This window comes from Ramlibacter sp. P4_H7 (genome assembly GCF_056400765.1).
Genome location: NZ_JBFUKP010000015.1, coordinates 90,805 through 112,728, shown reverse-complemented (window position 1 = coordinate 112,728; position 21,924 = coordinate 90,805). Strand labels below are relative to the sequence as shown.

The window sequence follows — 21,924 nt, the reverse complement described above, 5'->3', positions numbered from 1 at the left end:
TCCCGAGGAGGTGGTAAAGGGAGATTATAAGGAAGGACCTTTGTCCCTCCGACGGCACGGCGCATGGATGTGCCGGAAATGCAGCGGCGGCGGCATGTTTGCACGGCGAACAACTTGGTTTGGTGACGGTTGGTAGTTCGCGGAAGCGTGTCGCGCGAGGAGGCTTGAGGTGGCGGCCTCTCGCAGATCGCGTTGGGGACGGAGGCGTGTCGCGCCAGGCGGTGCGCGGTGCCGGCCCGCTGGGGTGGCGTCCGGCGCGCAAGCGCGCCGGCAGACCTGAAAGGCTGGTCCCGGCGCCGCTCGCAAAACAACTCGTCTGGAGTTCGTCCGCGCGCGAACGAACTCCAGACTCGAACAAGTTTTGCGAGCCAGAGACGTACGCGCGGCTCGATACGCGCCAAGGCGCTCTCGTAGCCGCGCTGCGGCGCCGGGACCAGCCTTTCAGGCGCCACCCCTTCATGCGGGCCGGCACCGCGCACCGCCTGGCGCGACACCGAGCGCTCTGCTCATTCGGGCAGCACGCACACCGCTGCATGACACCTAGGGCTCCGGCCGATCCACACGTGGTGCACCAAGGCTCTGCTGGCTGCCAAGCCCCGCGTGGGCGGGCTGGGGCGCGCATGAAGGCAGGGCGCCTGCGAGGGCCGGGCGGGCGGCCAGCATGGCTACGAGAGCGTGTAGCGCGTATCGAGGCATGCGTACGAGATCTGACTCGCGGATGCTGCCCGAGCGGAGGGTTTGCCTGCGCGCAGGCAAACACGCAGCGAGTTCAGCCGCGCGGGCCGYCYRCCCGGYCMWCGCAGGTTTGCCGGCGCGCTTGCGCGCCGGACGCCCTGCCAGCGCGCCCCRGCCCGCCCGCGCGGGGCTTGGCAGCGGGGCGCAGCTCCCGGCTGAGTACGGCAGCCACTGTGCCCGCTTTACAGGAGCGGGTCCCAGCAGCGAAAGCGACACGAACCCTCTGCTACATTGCGCCCCATGAACGACCTGGCCGGCAAGCACATCGTCCTGGGACTCACGGGCGGCATCGCGTGCTACAAGGCCGCGGAGCTGTGCCGCGCGCTGATCAAGGAGGGCGCCACCGTGCAGGTGGTGATGACCGAGGCGGGCGAGCAGTTCATCACGTCCGTGACCATGCAGGCCCTTTCGGGGCGCAGCGTTTACGGCTCGCAGTGGGACCCGCGCGAGCCGAACAACATGCCGCACATCAACCTGTCGCGGGAGTCCGATGCCATCCTGATCGCGCCCTGCAGCGCGGACTTCATGGCCAGGCTGGTGCACGGCCGCGCGGACGAACTGCTGTCGCTCATGTGCCTGGCCAGGCCGATCGACCGTGTGCCGCTGCTGATCGCTCCGGCCATGAACCGCGAGATGTGGGCGCACCCCGCAACCCAGCGCAACATGGCGCAGCTCGCGGCCGATGGCGCCACGTTGCTCGGCGTGGGCAGTGGTCCGCAGGCCTGCGGCGAAACGGGCGACGGCCGCATGCTGGAGCCGCAGGACTTGCTGGAGGACCTCATCGCCTTCTTCCAGCCCAAGCTGCTGGCCGGCCGCAAGGTGGTGATCACGGCCGGTCCCACCTTCGAGGCGCTGGACCCGATCCGCGGCATCACGAACCACTCCTCCGGCAAGATGGGTTTCGCCATCGCGCGCGCGGCGCGGGAAGCCGGCGCCGAGGTGGCGCTGGTGGCCGGGCCGGTGAGCGTGCCGACGCCGCGGGGCGTGCGCCGCATCGACGTGAGGTCGGCGCGCGACATGCTGGCTGCCACGCAGGCGGAGACGCCGTCGGCCGATATCTTCATCGCGGCCGCCGCGGTCGCGGACTGGCGGCCGGTGTCCGAGTCGGACCAGAAGATCAAGAAGGTCGGCAGCGGCGATGTGCCCACGGTGCGCTTCACCGAGAACCCCGACATCCTCGCCACGGTCGCCCAGGGCGAGCGTGCCAGGAGCGGCGCGCTGTTCTGCGTCGGCTTCGCCGCGGAAAGCCACGACCTCGTGAAGCACGCCACCGAGAAGCGCAAGCGCAAGGGCATCCCGCTGCTGGTGGGCAACATCGGCCCGCTCACCTTCGGGCAGGACGACAACCAGATGCTGCTGGTCGATGCCGACGGCGTGCAGGAACTGCCGCGGGCCTCCAAGACCGACTGCGCGCGCCGCCTGGTCGGCGAAATCGCCCGCCGCCTGACGCCGCGGGCCTGAACACTCCCGAATGAAAGTCGACGTCAAGATCCTCGATCCCCGCATGGCGGATCAACTGCCCACCTATGCCACGCCCGGCAGCGCCGGCCTGGACCTGCGGGCCTGCCTCGATGCACCGCTGACGCTGGAGCCCAACGCCTGGCAGCTGGTGCCCACCGGCATCGCCATCTGGCTGAACGATCCGGGCTATGCCGCGCTGATCCTGCCCCGCTCGGGGCTGGGCCACAAACACGGCATCGTGCTGGGCAACCTCGTCGGCCTGATCGACAGCGACTACCAGGGCCAGCTGATGGTGAGCGCCTGGAACCGCAGCGACACGGCCTTCACGCTGCAGCCGATGGAGCGCCTGGCGCAGCTGGTGATCGTGCCCGTCGCGCAGGCGTCCTTCAACGTGGTGGCCGACTTCCCCGCGACGCAGCGCGGGACCGGCGGCTACGGTTCGACAGGGAAGAGCTGAGGCCCGGTCCCGTGCGCGACCGCTGACCGGGGAGCCGACCCTCTCCTACACCAAGCTGCGGGAATGGCTGCGCCTGCGGATGGGTTTTCCTCGCTTCAATGACTGGACAGGGCGACCCATGGTGGGTCCCGCCATGTTGTATCGAACGAAGGAGATTTCCATGAACCTGTCCCGCCTTTCCACCCTGGTCGCCGGTGGTGTCGCTGCCGCCATGCTGGCTGCCTGCTCGTCCTACCCGGTCGCCAACAACACCTATCCGTCGTATCCGACGAGCACCTATCCGACCACTACCAGCTATCCGGCTGCGTCCTATCCGGTCGCCGGCACCGAGTACGGCCGGATCACCAACATCGAATACATGCCGGTCGGCACCAACGCCCCGAACCACAACGGCATCATCGGCGCGGTCGTGGGCGGCCTGGCCGGCGCGGCCATCGGCAGCCAGATCGGCGGCGGCACCGGCCGTACCGCTGCGACCGTGCTGGGTGGCGTGGCCGGCGCGGCGATCGGCAACCAGGTGGCGCGCAACCAGCAGGGCGTGACGACCGCTCCCGGCTATCGCATCACGATGCAGTCCGACCAGGGCGCGATGCGCACGTTCGAAGTGCCCGCGACCGGCGACCTGCGCGTGGGTGACCGCGTGCGCGTCGACAACGGCGTGATCTACCGCGCGTGACGGTCCACTTCGGGAACACCGGGTGTTCCTGAAAGGGTCCAACACCGAAAAGCCGGGCGCAGCCCGGCTTTTTCATTGGAGCTGCCGGCCGGCAGTCCTTCTGCACGGGGCTCCGGCCTCAATCCCCGATCCGGAAGAAGCCGGTGCCCAGCGTGCCCTGGCCGATTTCCTCTTCGGTGGCCTCGCGCACGCCCTCGACCTTCAGGTGCAGCCGTAGCGCGATGCCGGCCAGCGGGTGGTTGCCATCGAGCACCACGTGCTCCGGATAGATCTCGGTCACGGTGTAGAGCAGGTTGCGCGGGGCGTCCTCGCTGGTGGCGCCGGTGGGCAGGCCCTCGTAGGTCATGCCTTCCTCCAGCACCTCGGGGAACACCGTGCGCGGCTCCAGGAACACGCGCGTTTCGTCGTAGTCGCCGAAAGCGTCTTTCGGCTCCAGGTGCAGGTCCACCCGGTCGCCCGGTTCGTGGCCCTGCAGCGCCTCCTCGATCTTCGCCAGCAGGTCGCTGCCGCCCACCAGGAACTCCACGGGCTCTTCCAGCCGATCGAGTTCCTCTCCCAGCGTGTCCTTGAGCGTCCAGCTGAGGGCGACGACGCAGTGCGGTGTGATTTCCATAGGAGAATTGTCGCACCGCGATGGACATCGATCGACATTCGGCCCTGCTGGGCGGCCTCACGCCGGCCCAGTTCATGAAGCGCCACTGGCAGAAGAAACCCCTGCTGGTGCGCCAGGCCGTGCCCGCGTTCCAGCCGCTGCTGACGCCTGCGGAACTGTTCGCTCTGGCCGCCCGCGACGAGGTCGAGTCGCGGCTGGTGGCCCGCGAGGGCGCATCCTGGCGGCTGCAGCGCGGCCCCTTCGCCCGGCGTGCGCTGCCCGCACGCAAGCAAAGCGACTGGACGCTGCTGGTGCAGGGCGTGGACCTGCACGACGCGCGCGCCCATGCGCTGCTGCGCAGCTTCGACTTCCTGCCCGCCGCGCGGCTCGACGACCTGATGATCAGCTTCGCGACCGACGGTGGCGGCGTCGGCCCCCACTTCGACAGCTACGACGTGTTCCTGCTGCAGGCGCAGGGCCGGCGCCGCTGGCGCATCGGCCGGCAACGGGACCTGTCGCTGCAGGAAGGGCTGCCGCTGAAGATCCTGGCCCACTTCGAGCCCGAGCAGGAGATGGTGCTGGAGCCGGGCGACCTTCTGTACCTGCCGCCCCGCTATGCGCACGATGGCATCGCGGAGGGTGACTGCCAGACCTATTCGATCGGCTTTCGCGCGCCGGCGCAGGGCGAACTCGCGCGCGAGCTGCTGCAGCGCATGGCCGATGAGGCCGCGGAGCAGGGCGCGGAGCGCATCTACCAGGACCCGCGGCAGGAGGCCACCGGCTCGCCGGGCGCGATTCCCGAAGGCCTGGCCGTCTTCGCCCGAGATGCGCTGGCCGCGGCTCTGAAGGATCCTTCGTCGCTGGACCGGGCCCTGGGCGAGTACCTCACGGAGCCGAAGGCGAACGTGTGGTTCGAGCCGGGACGGGTGCCGCGCCGGCTGCGGTCCATCGCGCTCGATGCGCGCACGCGCATGCTGCACGACCGTCGCCACGTGTTCATCAATGGCGAGGCCTGGCGCGCAGGCGGACGCGATGCGGCACTGATGCGCCGGCTCGCCGACCAGCGCCGGCTCGATGCGCGGGAACTGGAGGGCGCCAGCGAGGCGGCCCTTGACCTGCTGCGGTCCTGGTGCGATGCGGGCTGGGCCCACGCGAATGGAGGTGCGACATGAACGACGGCGTGCATGCGGCCGGGCCGGAACTTCCGTCCCGCCGCTTCGAGGGTCGGGAAGAGTTCCGCCAGCTGGTCCGCGACGCTCTTGCCACCGCGGCGCGGGAAGGCTGGCGCGAGATCGTCCTTAGCGATGCCAGTTTCGAGGACTGGCCCCTGGGCGAGCGGGCGGTGGCCGAATCGCTGCAGGCGTGGTCCCGCACCGGGCGCCACATGGTGCTGCTGGCCAAGCGCTACGACGCTGTGGCGCGCCAGCATGCGCGCTTCGTGCGCTGGCGCGGGCTCTGGTCCCACATTGTCACCGCGTCGGCCTGTTCCGCGGCCGATCCGCTGGACCTGCCCAGCGCGATCTGGAGCCCGTCGTGGGTGCTGGAGCGCCGCGACATCGAACGCTGCAATGGCTACTGCGGCAGCGAGCCCGAGCGGCGCGTCGCCGTGCGCGAACTGCTGAACGCGTGGCTGCAGAAGGCAACGCCGGCATTTCCGGCCAGCACGCTGGGCCTCTGACGGGTCAACGCGGCAGTGGGGAAGGCCCGAAGAAAATGCAGGTAAGGTTATAATAATTGGCTGAGCTGGAAAGGGCTCGAGCCTCTCCACTCGGTCACCTGGCGGCGCATGCTGCCAAGGACAAATTCCGGAATCGTTGTCCCTATCCCTAGAAGGAAACTGAAATGAAGAAATCGCTCGTTCTCGCCACGATGGTCGCAGCCGTTGCCCTGGCCGCCTGCGGCAAGAAGGAAGAGCCGGCGCCTGCTCCGGCTCCCGCTGCTGCTCCCGCCCCGGCTCCGGCGCCCGCCGCTGCCCCGGCTGCCGACGCTGCTGCCTCCGCTGCCGCTGGTGCCGCTTCCGCTGCTGCGGACGCCGCCTCCGGTGCCGCCAGCGCTGCTTCCGCCACCAAGTAAGCCTTCGCGCTTGCCAACAGAGCCGCCTTCGGGCGGCTTTGTCATTGGTGGGCCGCGTTCCTAGGCGGCAAGCCAGCCGCTGCCGCTGCGCCCGTCGGCGATGTGGATGTCCACGGCCGAGCCCAGGGACTCCTCGAGCGCGCAGCGCGCCAGTTCCGGCCGGTTGTTCTGCTCGCTCAGGTGGGCGGCCAGCACTTGCCGCAGCGCCCCTGCCTGCAGCAGCGACTGCGCGAGGGCGGCCGCCGCACTGTTGGCCAGGTGGCCCCAGGCACCGCCGACGCGGCGCTTCAGGAAGGGCGGATAGGAGCCGCCCATCAGCAGCTCCTCGTCGTGGTTGCACTCCAGCAGCACGGTCGCGCAACCGGCGAGCTCCTGCTGCACGTGCGCGCTGACGTGGCCGAGGTCGGTCAGGATGCCGAAGCGCGTCGCTCCGTCGGTGCAGGTGAGCTGCAGCGGCTCGCGCGCGTCATGCGGCACCGTGAACGGCCGCACCTGCAGGCCGCCGACCTCGAAGGCCGATGCGTCGCATGCAATGCGCAGCAGCCCGTCGAAGTCAGGCTGGCCGATCGCGGCATAGGTGCCTTCGCTCATGTACACGGGAATGCGCTCGCGCAGGGCGAGCTGGCGCGCGCAGCCGATGTGGTCGCCGTGCTCGTGGGTGACGAAGATGGCGTCGATCTGCTCGGCCAGCATGCCGGCGGCGCCCAGGCGCTTGTCCAGCTCGCGGATTCCGAGGCCGCAGTCGACCAGCAGGTGGCTGAGGCGGGCGCCGGCATGCGCCTGCACGACGGTGGCGTTGCCGGAACTGCCGCTGCCCAGGGATTTGAAGCGGATCACGGCGAAGGGGACGAAGCCCGCGGCGGCAGCCCGGGCCCCATCCCGTCCTTACTTCAGGTCGTCCGCGATGACCTGCACGATGCGCTGGGCATCCTGCGAGGCCTCGGGCGCGCCGCTGGAATTGAGCACCGCGACCGTGGTGGTCTGGCCCTCGCCCTTGACCGTGATGCGGTACTTGAGCGGCTGCTCGTTCGAGGTGCGGCTGAACAGCTTGCCGAAGAAGCCGGGCTCCTTCTTGTCGGGGTTCGGCGGCACGTAGCGCACGAAGTAGGTGCCCTGGCTGCGGTCGCGGTCCTCGACCGTGAAACCGGTACGGTCGAGCGCCAGGCCCACGCGGCGCCAGGCGCGATCGAAGGGTTCGTCGATCAGCACCACGGGCTGGCTGCCGATCGTGGAGACGCGCGAGGTCGGCTTGATGTCGGATGGGGCGGCGGCGGCGGACTGCGCCTGAAGTTGCGGCGCGCCGAGCTTGACCATCAGCCGGCGCAGGAATTCGGCTTCCAGCTCCGGGTCGGTCGGCCGCGGCTGCCACATCGTCTGGTCCTTCTGCGTGTTGCTGTACACCTCGATCATTCCGCGATGGCTGATGAAGATCTCGGTGCCGCTGGCGGAGCGCTCCAGGCGCGTGCGGAACTTGTCGCGCTCGGCCGTCGAGTAGACCGAGTCGAGCAGCTTGCCCAGCGAATTGCGGATGAAGTCGGTCGGGATCTTGGCGCGGTTCTCGGCCCAGTCCGTTTCCATGATGCCCAGGTTGGACTGGTCCATGGCCAGCAGGAAACCGTTCTCCTGCCAGAAGTCGCGCACCAGCGGCCACAGCTGGTCCGCCGGGCGGTTCACCACCAGCCAGCGCTGCGTGCCCGCGCGCTCGATGCGCACGTCGCCCACGGCCGTGGCGGCCGTCGGCAGGCCGGGGACCGACTGGCCCAGCGCATAGCTGTTGGCCGACACCGTGCCGCCGCCGGGCACCACGTAACGCGTGTCGCGCGACAGCTGGGTGAGGTCGGGCGGGACTTCCAGGGTCGGGGCCTTGCTGGCGCTGCGGTAATCGATCTTGTCGCTCTCCAGCACCGAACAGGCGCTCAGCGCAACGGCGAGGGCGAGCAGCCCGAACTTCTCAATCAACTTCATTGAATCCCCTCAAACTTTCGCGGGCTCAGGCCAGCAGGCCGGCGGCGCGCAGCGCGGTTTCGACCGCGGCCTCGTTCGCCTTGGCAAGCGGCGTCATCGGCAGGCGCAGCGCGCCGCCCATCAGGCCCATGCGGGCCATCGCCCACTTGACCGGGATCGGGTTGGCCTCGACGAACAGGTGCTTGTGCACGGGCATCAAACGGAACTGGATCTCCATTGCGCGCCTGGTGTCGCCCGCGATCGCGGCCACGCACAGCTCGTGCATCAGGCGCGGCGCCACGTTGGCGGTCACGCTCACGTTGCCCTGTCCGCCGCACAGCATGAGCGCCACGGCGGTCGGGTCGTCGCCGGAGTAGACGGCAAAACCCTTGGGCACTTCGCGGATGAGCCACTGGGCCCGCTCGATGTCGGCCGTGGCCTCCTTGATGCCGATGATGCCGGGCACGCGCGCGAGCCGCAGCACGGTGTCATGCTGCATGTCCGCGACGGTGCGGCCGGGCACGTTGTAAAGCACCATGGGCAGGTCGCCGGTCGCTTCGGCGATGGCCTTGAAATGCTGGTACTGCCCTTCCTGCGTCGGCTTGTTGTAGTAGGGCACGACCTGCAGCTGGCAGTCCGCGCCGACCTTCTGCGCGTAGCGGGCGAGCTCGATCGCTTCGACGGTGGAATTGGCGCCGCAGCCGGCCATGATCGGCACGCGGCCGTTGGCCTGTTCGACCGCCACGCGGATGATCTCGCGGTGCTCCTCGACGTCGACCGTCGGCGACTCGCCGGTGGTGCCGACCACGCCGATGCAGTCCGTGCCTTCCGCGATGTGCCAGTCGACGAGCTTGCGCAGCGCCGGATAGTCGACGCTGCCGTCCTCGTGCATCGGCGTCACGAGCGCCACGATGCTGCCAGTAATCGGTGTCATGGGGGTTCTTCCCGGGGAATAGGTGATTGTAGCTAGAGCAGGTAACGCACCGGTGCGGCGCCTGCCGGCTCGCGCACGGCCGCGATCCGCTGGACGAATCGATCGGGTCCGCCCAGGAAGCCGTCTTCGTAGGCGACCACCCGCAGCCCCGCGTACGCACGCAGCAGTTCGCCCGGCGCGAGCAGGAAATCCGCACGCGACGGCTTGCCCACCGTTTCGTTGCCTTGCGCGAAGGTTTCATGGAGCAGCACGCCGCCGGGCGCCACCGCTTCCAGGATGCGCGTGCAAAGGGGACGCCAGAGGTAGTTGGTGACGACCACGGCGGCGAACTGCCGTCCGGCCAGCGGCCAGGGACCGTCCTCGATGTCGGCCAGCAAGGTTTCGCCGATGCCCTGCAGCGGCGCCAGCGCATCGGCGTCGCGGTCCACGCCGGTCACCGGATGGCCGCGGCTGGCGAACCAGCGCAGGTGGCGGCCGCGCCCGCAGGCGAGGTCCAGCACGGCGCCGCCGGCCGGCACCAGCGGAGTGAACCGGACGATCCAGGGGGAGGGGGCTTCGCTGCCGTGCATGGCTTCAGCGGGGACGCACTTCGTCCTTCAGGGCGGCCAGCGCCATGTTCTCCACGACACCCGGCGCCAGCAGCTTGAGGAAGCGGCCGATCTTGCCCCGGGCCGTCATGACGATGTCGCGCTGGCGGCGCTCCATGCCGTCGACGATCAGGCGCGCGCATTCCTCCACCGTCATCGCGTCGTCCTCCTTCAGTCCGCTGAACCCGGCTGCCTCGCCGCGCGCGTTGTAGCCGCGGTGCCGCAACTGCGTGGTGACGACGCCGGGGTAGGCGATGGTGACGCTCACGCCGGCGCTTTTCAGCTCCGCCCGCAGCGCCTCGAAGAATCCCGTCATCGCGAACTTGGTCGCGGCGTACGCGGAACGGCCGGGGACGCCGAGCAGTCCCGAGAGCGAACTGACCGCGACGATGCGGCCGCGAGCCGCCTTGATGGAGGGCAGGGCGGCATGGGTGCACCATACGGAGCCCCACAGGTTGACCTTCATGAGGTCCTCGTACCAGTGCAGGTCCCGCGCGCTGACTTCCTCGAACAGGGCCTGCGCCGAGACGCCCGCGTTGTTGACCAGGGTGTCCAGGCGGCCGAACCGGCGCAGCGCTTGCTCGACGAGGTCCCGGCACTGCGCCTCCACCGCCACGTCCATGGCCACGGTGAGCACGTCGCTGCCGTGGGCGCGGCACTGCGCGGCGACGGCGTCCAGCTTCTCGGTGCTGCGGCCGGCCAGCACCAGGGCCTGGTCCTTGCCGTGCAGGGCGGCGAGCTGGCGCGCCATCTCGGCCCCGATGCCGTCGGAGCCGCCGGTGATGAGGGTCACGTTCATGGCCGCGAACTGTAGTGCACGCGCGGCGAAGTGCGGTTGCAGGCTGTCGGAAACGGTGTCACCGGAAACAGGCCCAGATCATGTCGCCCAGCGCGACCATCATCTGCGGCTGCGCGTAAAGCGCGAACACGCCGGCCAGGACCACCGCGGCGGCGGTCCAGGCGGTGAACTTCCAGGCGCGTGGGCTCATGCCGGCTGCGGCTGCGCCCCGCGCGCGATCGGTGACTCGCGCACCGGCAGGTTCACCAGCGCGGCGAACAGGCCCAGGGCGATGGCGATGTACCAGACGATGTCGTAGCTGCCGGTGCGGTCGTACAGCAGGCCGCCCAGCCACACGCCCAGGAACGAACCGATCTGGTGGCTGAAGAAGACGAATCCGCCCAGCATCGACAGGTGGGCCACGCCGAAGATCTGCGCGATCGTGGCATTGGTGGGCGGGACCGTGGACAGCCACAGCACGCCCATCACGGCGGAGAACAGGTAGACCGACATCGGCGACAGCGGGGCCCACAGGAACAGCGCGATCGCGATCGAGCGGCCGAGGTAGATCGCCGCCAGGATCTTGCGCTTGGCAAGCTTCTGCCCCAGGGTGCCGGCGATGTAGGTGCCGAACACGTTGAACAGTCCGATCAGCGCGAGGGCATAGCTGGCCACCTGCGGCGACAGGCCCTTGTCCTTCAGGTAGCTGGGCATGTGCACGCCGATGAACACCACCTGGAAGCCGCACACGAAGTAGCCCGCCATCAGCAGTTGGAAGCTGGGGTACTTGAAGGCTTCGGTCAGCGCCTGGAAGATCGTCTGGTCGCGCTTCGGTGCGGGCGCGCCCGCGTGGAAGCCGGGCTCGCGCAGTCCGAAGGCGAGCGGGACGATCAGCAGCACCGCGATCGCCAGCACCAGCAGCGCCTGCTGCCAGCCGACGCCGCCGATCAGGAAGCCTTCGACCGGCACCATCAGGAACTGCCCGAACGATCCGGCCGCCGCGGTGATGCCCATGGCCCAGGAGCGCCGGGCCGGGTCCACCTGCCGCCCCACGACCCCGTAGACCACCGCGTAGGTCGTGCCGGCCTGGGCTGCGCCGATCAGCACGCCCGCGGTGAGGGCGAACAGCAGAGGGGTCGGCGCCAGGGCCATGCCGGCCAATCCGGCCGCATAGAGGGCCGTGCCCGCGAGCAGCACGCGGAACGCCCCGAACCGGTCGCTCAGCATGCCGGCGAAGATGCCGATCACGCCCCAGGAGATGTTCTGGATCGCGATCGCGAAGGCGAAGGTCTCGCGGCTCCAGCCCTGCGCCTGGGTGATCGGCTGCAGCCACAGGCCGAAGCCGTGGCGGATGCCCATGGACAGGGTGACGATCAGCGCCCCGCAGGCCAGCACCTGCGTCATCGATAGCTTGCGTTGGACGGATTGCATGGATGGGACTCTACCGACTGGTCCCTGCTTTCGCTTGCTGCACGCCTGACAACCCTGTTGAAATGTTCGGGGGGGATTGATGAGGCCCGCGCATCAATGTACGCTTGCCTGTACGTTCATCCAGTGAGCCAACGCGCGCCGACTACAATTCGCACCCCTATGGCCACCAAACCCTCCGAGTACTCCGAAGGCTCGATCCGCGTGCTGAAAGGCCTGGAGCCCGTCAAGCAGCGGCCCGGCATGTACACGCGCACCGACAACCCCCTGCACGCGCTGCAGGAGGTGCTGGACAACGCCGCCGACGAGGCCCTGGCCGGGCACGGCAAGCGCATGAAGGTCATCCTGCACGGCGATGGTTCCGTGAGCGTGGAGGACGATGGCCGCGGCATCCCGTTCGGCCTGCACCCGGAAGAGAAGGCCCCCGTGATCGAACTGGTGTTCACGCGCCTGCATGCCGGCGGCAAGTTCGACAAGGGCAAGGGTGGCGCCTACAGCTTCTCCGGCGGCCTGCACGGCGTCGGCGTCTCGGTGACCAACGCCCTGGCCAAGCGGCTGGAAGCCACGGTCCACCGCGACGGCCAGGTGGCGACGATCACGTTCTCCGGCGGCGACGTCGTCGAGCCGCTCAAGGTCCGCAAGGCCGGGCCCGACGACCGCAAGCAGGGCACGACGGTGCGGGTCTGGCCCGACGCGAAGTACTTCGACAGCACCGTGCTGCCCATGAACGAGCTGGCGCACCTGCTGCGCAGCAAGGCGGTGCTGATGCCCGGAGTGACCGTGCAGCTGGTCGACGAGAAGAAGAAGGACACGCAGTCCTGGCAGTACAAGGGCGGCCTGCGCGACTACCTCATGCAGACCCTGACGGCCGATCCCGTCATCCCGCTGTTCGAGGGCGAGGGCTACGCCGACAGCAACGAGAACTTCGCGGAAGGCGAGGGCGCGGCGTGGTGCGTGGCCTTCACGGAAGACGGCCAGCCCGTGCGCGAAAGCTACGTCAACCTGATTCCCACCACGGCCGGCGGCACCCACGACAGCGGCCTGCGCGATGGCCTGTTCAATGCGGTCAAGAGCTTCATCGAACTGCACAACCTGCAGCCCAAGGGCGTGAAGCTGCTGCCGGAGGACGTGTTCGCCCGCGCCTCGTACGTGCTCTCGGCCAAGGTACTCGACCCGCAGTTCCAGGGCCAGATCAAGGAACGGCTGAACTCGCGCGATGCGGTCCGGCTGGTGTCCAGCTTCGTGCGGCCGGGGCTGGAGCTCTGGCTCAACCAGCATGTCGAGTACGGCAAGAAGCTGGCTGAATTGGCGATCCGCGCCGCCCAGTCGCGCCAGAAGGCCGGCCAGAAGGTGGAAAAGCGCAAGGGCTCCGGCGTCGCCGTGCTGCCCGGCAAACTCACCGACTGTGAAAGCAAGGACCTGTCGCACAACGAGATCTTCCTGGTCGAGGGCGACTCCGCCGGCGGCAGCGCCAAGATGGGCCGCGACAAGGAATGCCAGGCCATCCTGCCGCTGCGGGGCAAGGTGCTCAACACCTGGGAGGTCGAACGCGACCGCCTGTTCGCCAATACCGAAATCCACGACATCGCCGTCGGCATCGGCGTGGACCCGCACGGTCCCAACGACACGGTGGACCTTTCGGGCCTGCGCTACGGCAAGATCTGCATCCTGTCCGACGCCGACGTGGACGGCTCGCACATCCAGGTGCTGCTGTTGACCTTGTTCTTCCGCCACTTCCCCAAGCTCATCGAGGCCGGCAACGTGTACGTGGCGCGGCCCCCGCTGTACCGCGTGGACGCGCCTGCACGCGGCAAGAAGCCGGCATCCAAGCTCTATGCGCTGGACGAAGGCGAACTGACCGCCATCCTCGACAAGCTGCGCAAGGAAGGCGTGAAGGAAGGCTCCTGGACGATCAGCCGGTTCAAGGGCCTGGGCGAGATGAGCGCGGAACAATTGTGGGAAACGACGCTCAATCCCGACACCCGGCGGCTGCTGCCGGTCCAGCTCGGCAAGTTCGACTTCGCCGGGACCGAGAATCTCATCACCAAGCTCATGGGCAAGGGCGAAGCCGCCGCCCGCCGCGAGCTGATGGAACTGCACGGCGACGCCGTGGAGATCGACATCTGAATCGAGACCCCGACGCATGACGAAAGCCGCTGCCGCCTCCCCCCTCCAGCAGGCGCGCGTGCGCCTGCGGCCGACCATGCAGAGCGACCTGGATTACGTGCTCACGCTCGAGCGCGACCCGGAGAACCTGCCGTACATCACGCCCTGGGAGAAGATCCAGCACGAGGCGGCGATCCGCTTTCCGGACTTCCGCCACTTCATCATCGAGACCGGCCCCGATCTGGAACGCGGCGGCTTCCTGATCCTGATCGGCTGCCGCAACCAGCACCAGTCGATCGAGCTCAAGCGCATGGTGGTGCAGACCAAGCACCAGGGCTTCGGCCGCTCGGCGCTGCGCGAGATCCAGAAGATCTCGTTCGACGACCTGGGCGCGCACCGCTTCTGGCTGGACATCAAGAAGCGCAACACGCGCGCGCAGGCGCTCTACGTCAGCGAAGGCTTCGTGTTCGAGGGCGAACTGCGCGAGGCGGTGAAGGTGAGCGACGGATACGACTCGCTGGTCGTCATGTCCATGCTGCAGTCGGAGTACGCGCGCCGGCGCCAGCAGGCCACGGAGATGCCCGGATGAAAACCCGCCAGGCCCTCGCTGCGGTCGCCGTGGTGGTCGCGACCACCTGGCTGGCGCCCGCGCACGCGGAGGTCTGGGGCTACGTGGACGACCAGGGCGTGGCGCACTTCGCCTCGGAAAAGGTGGACGCGCGCTACGAACTGTTCTTCCGCGGCGGCGAGAGCTTCGACACCAGCGGCGGCGTGACGCCGCGTGCGGTGGCCGTGCCCACCCGGTCGGCGACCAAGCTGCTCGCCTTCTTCGACATTTCGCCCAGCTACAAGCAGGTGAAGCACCACCTGCGCGAAGCCGCGCGGGAGCAGGGCGTGGACTTCGAGCTGCTGCAGGCGCTGATCGCCACGGAGTCGGGCTTCGATCCCCGGGCGGTTTCGCCCAAGGGCGCCGTGGGCCTGATGCAGATCATGCCGGCGACGGCGGTGCGCTATGGCGTCCTCGGCGACCACCCGGAGGCGGTGGCGAAAAAGCTCACCGATCCGCGCACCAACGTCCGCACCGGCGCGCGCTACCTGCGCGACCTGATCCGCATGTTCCCCGGCCAGATCGAACTCGCGCTGGCCGCCTACAACGCGGGCGAGGGTGCCGTGCAGCGCGCGGGCAACCGCATTCCCAACTACCGCGAAACGCAGAATTACGTGAAGACGGTCATGCAGCTCTACGGCATGCTCAAGCCGCCCGCGACGGTCGCTTCCGGCGGCCATCCGCTCCAGCGCGTTCAGATGGAACTACCCGCACCCACGGCCATGGCGCGCCGCAACCTGCCGCCGCAGGCCGCCGCGCCCGAACACGGCCAACTCGTCCTCGACGACTGAAGGATGCCGTCCCTGGCCCACACCGGCGTCGACCGGCACGGGGACGCACGCGCATGACGGAACCCATCGTCCCCGAACAGCTCTGGCTCGGCGCCTTCGTCGGGGCCCAGGTGCTGCTGGTGTGCTTCTGCGTCATCAAGGCGAATACGTACCACGAGCGGGCCCTGCTGCTGCACGGCGCGGCCACGCTCATGTCCGTGGTCGCCGTGCAGGTCCTGATCGGCAACCACCTGCCCCCCGGAGTGCTGCTGCTGGTGCCCGCGCTCGCCGGCCTGCAACTGCTGGACCTGGTCAGCCACGCGGGCGGGCTGCGCGCGGCGCGGCGCTGGCTGCTCGCGGTGAGCGTGCTGGTGCTGCCACTGTTGGCCGCCGGCGCGGTCTACAGCGTGTGGGCCCTGGCGGCCGGCGCCACGCTCTGGACCGCCGTGGTCGTCCTCATGCTGCGGCACGCCTGGCGCCAGAGCCAGCCCTGGGTGTGGTGGCTGGTGCCGGGCGTTGCCGCGCTGGTCGTCGCCAGCTTCGAGGTTGCGATCGACCATCCTCCGTACTCGCTCGATGACGCCATCGTGCTCAGTGGCCTGCTCACCGCCTGGTCGGCCTGCACCTACCTCGCTACGGGTTGGCGCGGCCGCATCCTGGGAGAGACGCGCGCCCGCCTGAATGCGCGCAAGACGGTGGACCCCCTGACCGGGCTCGCTACCCCGCTGGTGCTGGGCGAGCGCATCCTCGCGGCGCGCCACCTGGTCCGGCGCTACGGACATCCGAGCGTGCTGATGGTGGTGCACATCGAGAACCTGGCCGCGCTGGCCGAGGAGTTCGGTCCCGAGACGGCCGAGTCCGCCGTGCTCGCCGCCGCCAGCCGCGTGCGCGAAGCCCTTCTGCGCGACGGGGACGTCGCCGCCCGGTTGACGCATGCGCGCTTCGGCGTGCTGGTCGAGGGCGCCGCCCCGGGCGAGGCGGCGGCCACCGTGGCAACGCGTATCCTCGTGGCCGGGCTCAAGGAGCCGCTGCCGGCCGCACGGGCGGAATACCTGCGTTTCCGCATCGTGCTGGCGGGGGTGCCGACCGAGGACGTGCCGCCCAAGCTGCTGCTGCAGGCGCTGAACGCGCGGATGGACCAGGAGCTGCGGCTGGCCTCGGAGCGGCGCATCGTGACCCTGACGCAGGAAGAACTCACCGCGGCCTTCCCCTGGCCGCAAGACTAGAAGAAAGCATGGAGCAAGAACTCATCACCCTTCCGCCGGGCGACGACGACAGCGGGCTCGACCTGGCCACCTACGCCCAGCGCGCCTACCTCGAATACGCCCTCAGCGTCGTCAAGGGCCGCGCCTTGCCCGACGTCGCCGACGGCCAGAAACCGGTGCAGCGCCGCATCCTCTATTCGATGTACCGCATGGGGCTCGGCTTCGGCACGGGCAGCGGGCCCAAGCCGGTGAAGAGCGCGCGCGTGGTCGGGGACGTGCTGGGCCGCTTCCATCCGCACGGCGACCAGGCCGCCTACGACGCCCTCGTGCGCATGGCGCAGGACTTCGCGCAGCGCTACCCGCTGATCGACGGCCAGGGCAATTTCGGCAGCCGCGACGGCGACGGCGCGGCGGCGATGCGCTACACGGAAGCGCGGCTGGCGAAGATCGCCAACCTGCTGATGGACGAGATCGACGAGGGCACGGTCGAATTCATCCTCAACTACGACGGCAGCACGCAGGAGCCCGTGGTGCTGCCGGCGCGCCTTCCGTTCGCGCTGCTCAATGGCGCCAGCGGCATCGCGGTGGGGCTGGCCACGGAGATCCCTTCGCACAACCTGCGCGAAGTGGCGGAGGCCTGCGTGGCGCTGGTGAAGAACCCGAAGCTGGCCGACGAGGACCTGCTGTCGCTGGTGCCGGGACCGGACTACCCGGGCGGCGGCCAGATCATCAGCAGCGCCGCGGACATCGCCGAGGCCTACAGCACCGGACGCGGCTCGCTCAAGGTGCGCGCGCGCTGGAAGATCGAGGACCTCGCGCGCGGCCAGTGGCAGCTGGTGGTGACCGAGCTGCCCCCGGGCGTGAGCTCGCAGAAGGTGCTGGAAGAGATCGAGGAGCTGACCAACCCCAAGGTCAAGGCCGGCAAGAAGGCCTTGTCGCAGGACCAGGTGCTGCTCAAGCAGACCGTGCTGTCCGTGCTGGACACGGTGCGCGACGAGTCGAGCAAGGACGCCCCCGTGCGCCTGGTGTTCGAGCCCAAGACCAGCAGGATCGACCAGAACGAGCTGACCACGACGTTGCTGGCGCACACCTCCCTGGAGAATTCCGCCCCCGTGAACCTCACCATGGTGGGGTTGGACGGAAGGCCGGTGCAGAAGTCGCTGCGCCAGATGCTGGTGGAATGGATCGAGTTCCGCCAGCGCACGATCGAACGCCGCTCGCGCCATCGCCTGGACAAGGTCCTGGACCGCATCCACATCCTCGAGGGCCGGCAGCTGGTGCTGCTGAACATCGACGAGGTGATCGCGATCATCCGCGCGGCGGAGGATCCCAAGCAGGCGCTCATCGCGCGCTTCAAGCTCTCCGAGCGGCAGGCCGAGGACATCCTGGACATCCGGCTGCGCCAGCTGGCGCGACTGGAGGCGATCAAGATCGAGCAGGAGCTGAAGGAACTGCGCGCCGAGAAGGACAAGCTGGAGGAAATCCTCGGCTCGCCGGCGGCTTTGCGCCGCCTCATGATCAAGGAGATCGAAGCCGACACCAAGCAGTTCGGCGATCCGCGCCGCACGCTGATCCAGGCCGAGAAGAAGGCGGTGGCGGAGGTGAAGGTCATCGACGAGCCGGTGACGGTGATCGTTTCGCAGAAGGGCTGGGTCCGCGCGCGTCAGGGCCATGGCCACGAGGCGAGCAGCTTCGCCTTCAAGGCGGGGGACGGCCTGTACGGCACGTTCGAGTGCCGCACCGTGGACACCTTGCTCGCCTTCGGCAGCAATGGACGCGTGTACTCGGTGCCGGTGGCGACGCTGCCGGGCGCGCGCGGCGACGGCCAGCCGCTCACCACCCTGGTGGAACTGGAATCGGGCACGCAGCTCGTGCACTACTTCGCCGGCGCCGCCAGCGCGTGGCTGCTGCTGTCCAACTCGGGCGGGTATGGCTTCCTGGCGACCGTGGAGAACATGGTGTCGCGGCAAAAGGGCGGCAAGTCCTTCCTCAGCCTCGGCGCGGGGGAAACCGTCTGCCGTCCTTCACCGGCGAACGTGCCGCCGCAGGCGCCCGCGACCCACGTGTGCTGCGCTTCCAGCGGCAGGCGCATCCTGACCTTCGAGATCGGCGAGCTGAAGCCGATGGTCAACGGCGGCCGCGGCCTGATGCTGATGGACCTGGAGCCCAAGGAAGAACTCGCGGGTGCGGCAGCCTACACGCGCTCGGTCCGCATCACCGGGCTGGGTCGCGGCGACAAGGAACGCGAGGAAGTGCTGGAGGTCCGCTCGCTGAACAACGCCAAGGGTGCCCGTGGCCGCAAGGGCAAGGCGGCGGACCTGGGCTTCAGGCCGCTGTCCGTCGCGCGGGTGGAGTGATGGAACGCCGCCGCCTTCGCGCGGGCCAGCCGATCACGCCCCAGGAGTTCGACGAACTGTCGGACGAGGAGCTGGAGCGGCTGGTGCCCAAGCGCTATCGCGAATTCTTCCCGGGCAAGGATGGCTGCGCCGACGGCTTCTTCTACCTGCACGACGGCACGGCGTACAGCTTCTACCGGGGAGGCTTGCTGGACGAGTGATCCGGCGACGCCGGTGAGTTGAGCTAGATCAGGCAGCCGCCGCGGTCGCCGGCGGATCATGGGGCGTACAAGAAGGGAGGCTGCCTTGAGTTCGATCCCCATGACCGCCCCCGCGACCCCGGCCGCGGCGTCGACCGGCAACCTCGTCCGGCGGTTCGGGCTGTTGGCCGCGGTCGCCGTGATGCTGGCGGTGCTGCTGTGGCCGGCCCAGGCCGGCTTGCCGCGCTCGGGCCAGGTGATGCTGGGCATCCTGGCTTTTGCCGTGATCGTCTGGATGACCGAGGCACTCGACTACGCCGTGAGCGCCGTGGTGATCGCGGCGCTGATGGTGTTCCTGCTCGCCTTCGTGCCGGATGCCGCCAAGCCGGCTGCGGGTGCGATGGGCACCGGCGCGGCGCTCACCCTGGCGCTGTCCGGCTTTTCCAGCAGCGCCGTGACGCTGGTGGCCGCGGCCCTGTTCATCGCCGCCGCCATGACGGCCACGGGCCTGGACCGGCGCATCGCGCTGCGCGTGCTCACGCGCATGAAGCCCCGGCCGGGCAGCATCGTGATCGGCGCCATGGTGGTGGGCTTCCTGCTGGCGTTCATCGTTCCGAGCGCGACGGCCCGGGCGGCCTGCCTGATGCCGATCATGATCGGCTTCATCCACGCCTTCGGCGCCGAGCGGCGCAGCCGCTTCGCGGCGCTGCTCGTGATCACGGCGGCGCAGACGGTCAGCATCTGGAACATCGGCATCAAGACCGCCGCGGCGCAGAACATGGTGGCGATCGGCTTCCTCGAGAAGCAGCTCGGCGCCGGCATCACCTGGACCGACTGGTTCGTCGCCGGCGCGCCGTATTCGGCGCTGCTGACCATTGCCCTCTACTTCATCATGACCCGCATGCTCAAGCCCGAGGTGCAGGAGATCGCCGGCGGCACCGCGGCCATCCGCGAGCAGCTCGCGGCGCTCGGCCCCATGACCAGCGCGCAGTGGAAGCTGCTGGTCCTGGTGCTGGCGCTGCTGGCCTTCTGGTCCACCGAGGGCGTGCTGCACGGCTTCGACACCACCTCCACCACCGTCGCGGCAATCGCCCTGATGATGCTGCCCGGGGTCGGCGTGATGGACTGGAAAGCCTCGCAGAAGGGCTTCCCCTGGGGCACCGTCGTCCTCTTCGCCGTGGGCATCAGCGTCGGCTCGGCGCTGTTGAAGACGCAGGCGGCCGCCTGGCTGGCCAACCTGATCGTCACGCACCTGGGGCTGCAGCAGGCGAGTGCCTTCGCCATCCTGGCGCTGCTGTCGATGTTCCTGATCGTGATCCACCTGGGCTTCGCGAGCGCCACGGCGCTCGCCTCCACCATGATCCCGATCGTGATGAGCGTGCTGTCCACGGTGCAGACGCCCGGCATCAACGTGGTGGGCATGACGATGCTGCTGCAGTTCGTGGTCAGCATCGGCTTCATCCTGCCGGTGAACTCGCCGCAGGCGATGATCGCCTACGGCACCGACACCTTCGACGCCAAGGACTTCGTTCGCACGGGGCTCGTGCTGACGATCGCCGCGGTGGCCTTGCTGCTGCTGTTCTCGCTGACCTACTGGCCCTGGATGGGGTACATGACGACGGCGCGCTGACGCCGCGGCGGGTCATCAGACTTCCGCGATCAGCTCGATCTCGACGCAGGCTCCCATCGGGATCTGCGCCACGCCGAAGGCGCTGCGCGCATGCGCTCCCTTGTCGCCGAACACCTGGCCGAACAGCTCGCTGGCGCCGTTGGTGACCAGGTGCTGCTCGGTGAAGTCGGGGGTCGAGTTCACCAGGCTCATCACCTTCACGATGCGCTTCACGTTGTTCAGGTCGCCGACCGCCGCATGCAGCGTGCCCATCAGGTCGACGGCGATCGCGCGAGCGGCCTGCTTGCCTTCCTCGGTCTGCATGGTCTTGCCGAGCTGGCCGACCCAGGCCTTGCCGTCCTTCTTCGCGATGTGTCCGGACAGGAACACCAGGTTGCCCGTGCGCACGAAGGGCACATAGGCCGCCGCAGGCGTGGCCACCGGCGGCAGGGTGATGTTCAGTTCCTTGAGCTTGTCGTAGATGTTCATGGGCGCTCCTGCAAAGGCCCCATTCTAGGAAGCCGGCTGCGGCTCGGGGCCCGGCCCGCCCGCAGGCGTCACCGTGACCGCAACGCGCAGCGAATGGTTGGCGCCGCCATGGATCACGCCGCGCACGGGCGACACGTCCGAATAGTCGCGACCGGTCGCGAGCCGCACGTAGTCCTCGCCGGCCAACCGGTCGTTGGTGGGGTCGAGTTCCAGCCAAGTGCCGGGGCCGTCTGCCGCCGGCAGATAGAGCGCCACCCAGGCATGCGAGGCGTCGGTGCCCACCAGCCGCGGCCGGCCCGCTGCCGGCTCCGTGAGCAGGTAGCCGCTCACGTAGCGTGCGGGCAGGCCGAGGCTGCGCAGGCACCCCAGCATCACGTGCGCGAGATCCTGGCACACCCCCTTGCGCAGGCTCAGCGCCTCCAGCGCGGGGGTGTTCACGTCCGTGGCCGTGGTCGCATATTCGAAGTCCTCGTGCACGCGGTGCATCAGGTCGCGGGCCGCTTCCAGCAACGGACGTTCCTGGTCGAAGCTGGGCTGCGCATAGCTCGCAAACGCCAGGTCGCGCGGCACGTACGGCGAGGCAAACACGAACTCGCTGGCGGGGTCGTAGCGCGCCTCGCGGTGGTAGCGCATGCGCTCCGCGACCTCCTCCCAGGACAAGCTGGAATCCGGCAGCTCCGAGGCAGCGGTGGACACCAGGCTCTCCGCGCGGATGCGCAGCTTGTCGTGCGACGCCTGCAGGCTGAAGAAGCACCGCGTGTTGCCGTACACGTCCACGGCCTCGGTCTGCCGGGCGGGTGCTGGCTCCACCTTCAGCCGGTGCGACAGCAACTGCTGGCCGCTGGTGCTGGCCGGCTTGAGGTGGGCCATGTGCTGCGCGGTGCGCACCACGGGCACGTAGTCGTACGCGGTCTCGTGCAGGACGTGCAGCAGCATG

23 protein-coding genes are annotated in these 21,924 nt (G+C 69.1%); 13 read left to right on the top strand and 10 right to left on the bottom strand.

Features of this window, described 5'->3' with window-relative positions; translation table 11 throughout:
• The first annotated feature begins 975 nt into the window (after window positions 1-975).
• From coaBC to AC1DSA_RS19235, 3 genes are all read left to right on the top strand, one after another.
• The gene (gene coaBC, locus AC1DSA_RS19245) at window positions 976-2,196 is read left to right on the top strand and encodes a bifunctional phosphopantothenoylcysteine decarboxylase/phosphopantothenate--cysteine ligase CoaBC (protein WP_477892135.1); all 1,221 of its coding nucleotides are present in this window, start codon (window positions 976-978) and stop codon (window positions 2,194-2,196) included.
• A 10-nt stretch (window positions 2,197-2,206) separates the two neighbouring features.
• Complete coding sequence (dut, locus tag AC1DSA_RS19240; RefSeq protein ID WP_477892133.1) at window positions 2,207-2,653, top strand: dUTP diphosphatase; 447 nt, start codon at window positions 2,207-2,209, stop codon at window positions 2,651-2,653.
• Between the two features lie 160 nt (window positions 2,654-2,813).
• Window positions 2,814-3,329 (top strand): outer membrane lipoprotein, encoded by a 516-nt coding sequence (locus tag AC1DSA_RS19235; RefSeq protein WP_477892131.1) that lies wholly within the window; start codon window positions 2,814-2,816, stop codon window positions 3,327-3,329.
• 118 nt (window positions 3,330-3,447) lie between these two features.
• Here AC1DSA_RS19235 and AC1DSA_RS19230 read toward each other — a convergent pair whose 3' ends face one another.
• Window positions 3,448-3,942 carry an FKBP-type peptidyl-prolyl cis-trans isomerase gene (locus AC1DSA_RS19230; protein ID WP_477892129.1) on the bottom strand — a complete coding sequence of 165 codons (495 nt, stop codon included), beginning with the start codon at window positions 3,940-3,942 and terminating at the stop codon, window positions 3,448-3,450.
• Between the two features lie 20 nt (window positions 3,943-3,962).
• Between AC1DSA_RS19230 and AC1DSA_RS19225 the strand changes: the two genes are divergently transcribed.
• The 3 genes from AC1DSA_RS19225 (at window position 3,963) to AC1DSA_RS19215 (ending at window position 5,994) form a co-directional block, all read left to right on the top strand.
• Window positions 3,963-5,093 (top strand): JmjC domain-containing protein, encoded by a 1,131-nt coding sequence (locus AC1DSA_RS19225; protein WP_477892127.1) that lies wholly within the window; start codon window positions 3,963-3,965, stop codon window positions 5,091-5,093.
• The gene (locus AC1DSA_RS19220) at window positions 5,090-5,599 is read left to right on the top strand and encodes a hypothetical protein (RefSeq protein WP_477892125.1); all 510 of its coding nucleotides are present in this window, start codon (window positions 5,090-5,092) and stop codon (window positions 5,597-5,599) included. Before AC1DSA_RS19225 ends, AC1DSA_RS19220 begins: the two co-directional genes overlap by 4 nt.
• A 164-nt stretch (window positions 5,600-5,763) precedes the next feature.
• Window positions 5,764-5,994, top strand: a complete 231-nt coding sequence (locus AC1DSA_RS19215; RefSeq protein ID WP_477892123.1) for a hypothetical protein — start codon at window positions 5,764-5,766, stop codon at window positions 5,992-5,994.
• A gap of 60 nt (window positions 5,995-6,054) precedes the next feature.
• On the opposite strand, the gene AC1DSA_RS19210 is transcribed toward AC1DSA_RS19215, so the two are convergent.
• Genes AC1DSA_RS19210 through AC1DSA_RS19180 form a run of 7 tightly spaced genes read right to left on the bottom strand, consistent with a single transcriptional unit; the run spans window position 6,055 to window position 11,668 of the window.
• Window positions 6,055-6,831, bottom strand: coding sequence for an MBL fold metallo-hydrolase (locus tag AC1DSA_RS19210; protein ID WP_477892121.1), 777 nt, complete (start codon window positions 6,829-6,831; stop codon window positions 6,055-6,057).
• A gap of 48 nt (window positions 6,832-6,879) precedes the next feature.
• Window positions 6,880-7,959, bottom strand: coding sequence for an outer membrane protein assembly factor BamC (bamC, locus tag AC1DSA_RS19205; protein WP_477892119.1), 1,080 nt, complete (start codon window positions 7,957-7,959; stop codon window positions 6,880-6,882).
• Window positions 7,960-7,984: 25 nt separating this feature from the next.
• Window positions 7,985-8,872, bottom strand: coding sequence for a 4-hydroxy-tetrahydrodipicolinate synthase (gene dapA / locus AC1DSA_RS19200; RefSeq protein WP_477892117.1), 888 nt, complete (start codon window positions 8,870-8,872; stop codon window positions 7,985-7,987).
• A gap of 32 nt (window positions 8,873-8,904) precedes the next feature.
• The gene (locus tag AC1DSA_RS19195; protein WP_477892115.1) at window positions 8,905-9,441 is read right to left on the bottom strand and encodes a class I SAM-dependent methyltransferase; all 537 of its coding nucleotides are present in this window, start codon (window positions 9,439-9,441) and stop codon (window positions 8,905-8,907) included.
• A 4-nt stretch (window positions 9,442-9,445) separates the two neighbouring features.
• Window positions 9,446-10,258, bottom strand: a complete 813-nt coding sequence (locus AC1DSA_RS19190) for an SDR family oxidoreductase (protein ID WP_477892113.1) — start codon at window positions 10,256-10,258, stop codon at window positions 9,446-9,448.
• Window positions 10,259-10,316: 58 nt separating this feature from the next.
• On the bottom strand, window positions 10,317-10,448 hold the full coding sequence (locus AC1DSA_RS19185; protein ID WP_477892111.1) for a hypothetical protein: 132 nt from the start codon (window positions 10,446-10,448) through the stop codon (window positions 10,317-10,319).
• Entirely contained in the window at window positions 10,445-11,668 is a 1,224-nt protein-coding gene (locus AC1DSA_RS19180; protein ID WP_477892109.1) for an MFS transporter, read from the bottom strand. Before AC1DSA_RS19180 ends, AC1DSA_RS19185 begins: the two co-directional genes overlap by 4 nt.
• Window positions 11,669-11,827: 159 nt before the next feature.
• Between AC1DSA_RS19180 and AC1DSA_RS19175 the strand changes: the two genes are divergently transcribed.
• The 7 genes from AC1DSA_RS19175 (at window position 11,828) to AC1DSA_RS19145 (ending at window position 20,519) form a co-directional block, all read left to right on the top strand.
• On the top strand, window positions 11,828-13,792 hold the full coding sequence (locus AC1DSA_RS19175) for a DNA topoisomerase IV subunit B (RefSeq protein WP_477892107.1): 1,965 nt from the start codon (window positions 11,828-11,830) through the stop codon (window positions 13,790-13,792).
• A 16-nt stretch (window positions 13,793-13,808) separates the two neighbouring features.
• Window positions 13,809-14,360 carry a GNAT family N-acetyltransferase gene (locus tag AC1DSA_RS19170; RefSeq protein ID WP_477892105.1) on the top strand — a complete coding sequence of 184 codons (552 nt, stop codon included), beginning with the start codon at window positions 13,809-13,811 and terminating at the stop codon, window positions 14,358-14,360.
• Window positions 14,357-15,169 carry a lytic transglycosylase domain-containing protein gene (locus tag AC1DSA_RS19165; RefSeq protein WP_477892103.1) on the top strand — a complete coding sequence of 271 codons (813 nt, stop codon included), beginning with the start codon at window positions 14,357-14,359 and terminating at the stop codon, window positions 15,167-15,169. The genes AC1DSA_RS19170 and AC1DSA_RS19165 overlap by 4 nt, the downstream gene beginning before the upstream one ends.
• A gap of 53 nt (window positions 15,170-15,222) precedes the next feature.
• Window positions 15,223-16,374, top strand: coding sequence for a GGDEF domain-containing protein (locus AC1DSA_RS19160; protein WP_477892101.1), 1,152 nt, complete (start codon window positions 15,223-15,225; stop codon window positions 16,372-16,374).
• Window positions 16,375-16,382: 8 nt separating this feature from the next.
• Window positions 16,383-18,710 (top strand): DNA topoisomerase IV subunit A, encoded by a 2,328-nt coding sequence (parC, locus tag AC1DSA_RS19155; protein ID WP_477892099.1) that lies wholly within the window; start codon window positions 16,383-16,385, stop codon window positions 18,708-18,710.
• Window positions 18,710-18,910, top strand: a complete 201-nt coding sequence (locus AC1DSA_RS19150) for a hypothetical protein (protein WP_477892097.1) — start codon at window positions 18,710-18,712, stop codon at window positions 18,908-18,910. The genes parC and AC1DSA_RS19150 overlap by 1 nt, the downstream gene beginning before the upstream one ends.
• 100 nt (window positions 18,911-19,010) lie before the next feature.
• Complete coding sequence (locus tag AC1DSA_RS19145) at window positions 19,011-20,519, top strand: DASS family sodium-coupled anion symporter (RefSeq protein ID WP_477892165.1); 1,509 nt, start codon at window positions 19,011-19,013, stop codon at window positions 20,517-20,519.
• 15 nt (window positions 20,520-20,534) lie between these two features.
• Here AC1DSA_RS19145 and AC1DSA_RS19140 read toward each other — a convergent pair whose 3' ends face one another.
• Together AC1DSA_RS19140 and AC1DSA_RS19135 are read right to left on the bottom strand one after the other, a co-directional pair.
• Window positions 20,535-20,987: a RidA family protein gene (locus AC1DSA_RS19140; RefSeq protein WP_477892095.1), complete on the bottom strand. Its 453-nt coding sequence runs from the start codon at window positions 20,985-20,987 to the stop codon at window positions 20,535-20,537.
• 24 nt (window positions 20,988-21,011) lie between these two features.
• Window positions 21,012-21,923 carry a transglutaminase family protein gene (locus AC1DSA_RS19135; protein ID WP_477892093.1) on the bottom strand — a complete coding sequence of 304 codons (912 nt, stop codon included), beginning with the start codon at window positions 21,921-21,923 and terminating at the stop codon, window positions 21,012-21,014.
• Window position 21,924 lies beyond the last annotated feature (1 nt).